The sequence below is a fragment of the Treponema sp. genome (assembly GCF_045657965.1).
Taxonomy (GTDB): Bacteria; Spirochaetota; Spirochaetia; order Treponematales; family Treponemataceae; genus Treponema_D.
In genome coordinates this window covers 1-2,789 of the sequence record NZ_JAZOUG010000314.1, presented here as the reverse complement: position 1 = coordinate 2,789, position 2,789 = coordinate 1, and the positions used below count along the sequence as shown (strand labels likewise).

Annotated in this window: 1 protein-coding gene; it reads left to right on the top strand. The window is 41.0% G+C overall.

The window, feature by feature from the left end; genetic code table 11:
- Positions 1-129 precede the first annotated feature (129 nt).
- Positions 130-2,789, top strand: a 2,660-nt coding sequence (locus tag ACKI5B_RS11855) for a pectinesterase (RefSeq protein ID WP_407429020.1), incomplete at its 3' end; no start/stop codon positions are given.

Below are 2,789 nucleotides of genomic sequence, written 5' to 3'. Positions count from 1 at the left end.
TATACAAAAATCAATTAAATTTGTAAATAACTTTTATAAAACTTATTAGAATTTGTATATGAAACATTTAAACGTACGATTAAACTTCCATACTAGAGAAAAAACCATAAAAAAAATGGAGGAAAAATTATGAAAAAGTTTAAGAAATCGCTTTCATTGTTAGTCTCATTGTTTGCGACACTTGCTTTTGTCTTCACGGGTTGTGCTGACGGCTCAGACGGCGGAAGTAGTGGAAATTCAAACACGGTGAATAACAATAACAGCACAGAAAAAACGGATGATTCAGACTCTGTTGACTCCACCGTAGCTGAAACGCTGGCTTCTTCCAGCGGCAGTACATTTACCTGGAATGGCTATGAGTTTACACTTGTTAGCGGCTCTGCAGGTACAAATGCTGCTGGAGAACTGGTTGTTACTTCTCCGAGCGAAGGCATTGCAGTAAAATTATCAGAAGCTCAGACAACAAGCCTTGCTTCTACCTATTCAAGCTCAACAGGTTTTTATGTAGAGGCTGTTGTAATTCCAACTACAGCTGGTTCTGGATCTAATAAAAATTTTGGTCCTGCAGGTCTTATTTCAAGTGACAGCGCGTCTTTTTCGTATGCAGGTGTAAATTTTAACGGCCGTACACAGTTAGGAGAGCTTCCTAATAAGCCAAAAGGAACTCAGTTTGGAAGTCTTATGAGCGATTCAAGCTACCTGCAGGTTGGTAAAAACTGGACTGATTTCTATACAATCCGTTATGAATATTCAGAAGGAAAAATCTACGGTTATATCAACGGTATTCAGTTCAATAAATCCGGTACTACAAGTTATACACTCGCTGAAGACCTTTCTGCATATACAAGTCTTGCCGGAATGTATACAAATGGCGATACATTTGTCATGCACTCATTTAAGATTGGTGCACTTGATACAGGTAAGGCTACAGTAAAACTCCAGTCAGACAGCTCTAAGTTCATTACATTGAACGAAAATACAACAGCATATATTTTTGAGTCTAACCCGTCACTTACTGTACGTAACGGAAGCAGTGCAGTTACCTATACTGTTACAGCACTCGATGATACAGGTGCTGAGGAATCATGGACAGCTGTTTCATCAGATTCTTCTGTTATCGCTGTAGAAACAGGCGACGGCTCGTTCACTGTAACTCCTACAGCTAAGGGAACAGCAACTGTTACGGTTAAAAATGCATCTGAAACAGCAAGCCGTGTAATTACATACACTGTAGAGGCTTCGGCAACTTATTCAGATACAGCTTACAGCTCACTGACTGTTTCTCCGGCAGTTGCTGCAACTGGTGTGTATGAAGATGACCACCTTGAACTTACATTTGATTCAACTCCGTCTCTTACTACTGACGGTATTATTGAAATTTATGATGTTGACAATCTCGATGGTGATGCCGTAGATACAATTACAATTGGTTCTGATAAAGACACAATCAACGGCACAACATACACCCTCAAGAACTTTATGGTTCAGGTTGTTGGAAACACCGTGTTTGTAAAACCGCATAAGGGTGCTCTTTCAAACGGAAAAACGTACAGCGTTGGTATTCCCGAAGGTGCTATTACTGGTACTATTGGCGGTACAACATTTACAGGTTTTGACCCGACTGCAAAACGCTGGACATTCACAACCCGCGACGCTTATGCGCCTTCAAGTACATCTGCAATTACGGTTGGCACAAGCGATTCAGCTGATTACCGCACAGTACAGGCTGCTCTTGAAGCTGCAGCAGACGGCGCTGTAATTACTGTAGAAAAAGGTATCTACCGTGAAATTGTAAACTACTCAGCAACAAAATCAATTACCATTGAAGGTGATACAACAACAACATACGGTACTGATGTCGTAATTCAGGGTATCAACTGCAATACTTACAACGGCTCAAGCGATACCCGTGCAGCATTCCGCTGGAAGGGTAACGACCTTACACTTAAGAATATTACGCTTCAGAATGCTTATGACCGCAATGTTGACGGAACTGCTCAGAGTGAGGCATTGTACTTTAACTCTAGCGCTCACCTTGTAGCATACAATTCTTCATTCTTAGGCTATCAGGATACCTTGCTTACAAAAGGTAAGAACTGGTTCTATAAGTGCTATGTCGAAGGTGATACAGACTTTATCTGGGGTTACGCAGACGTTGCATTGTTTGAAGAATGTAAGATTGTTCAGCTTGATACTTCTGCTGATACTGTTTCTACAAGCGGCTCTTATGTCTTTGAAACCCGCGTTGGTTCAGATGCTGCAAGTTCAACAACAGTCGGAAAAGGCTATGTTCTCTTTAATTGTGAGCTTGTTTCAAATCATCCGAAATCATATCTTGCACGCCGTGCATCTGCATCTGGCTCAAGCGGAAGTAACTACTACGACCAGAGTGCATTCATCAATGTTACAGAAAGCGGTTCAGGCTTAATCGGTGCATTCGGTGGCTCAAATACACCTGTTTACATTGAAAAAGATTCTGACAGCAATATGAATGTCGGTATTAAGTACTATGGCGGAAACCTTGATTCTTCACTCTTTGATGCAGCTTATGAAGGCACGATTACTGAAGCTGTATATAATGCAGAATATTCAGGTCGTGCGGTAATCCTTAATCGTGTATACAAAAAGACTGGTAAATATGTGAACGACTCTTCAATTTGGGATTACAGTGCATACGAAACTGAGTTTAATGCAACTGCCGATACAAGCGAGCTTGAAGAATCAACTACTGTAACAGGTGCAAATGGAACATATGATATTTGTGCCCTTGCAGAAACTGCTACAGGAGC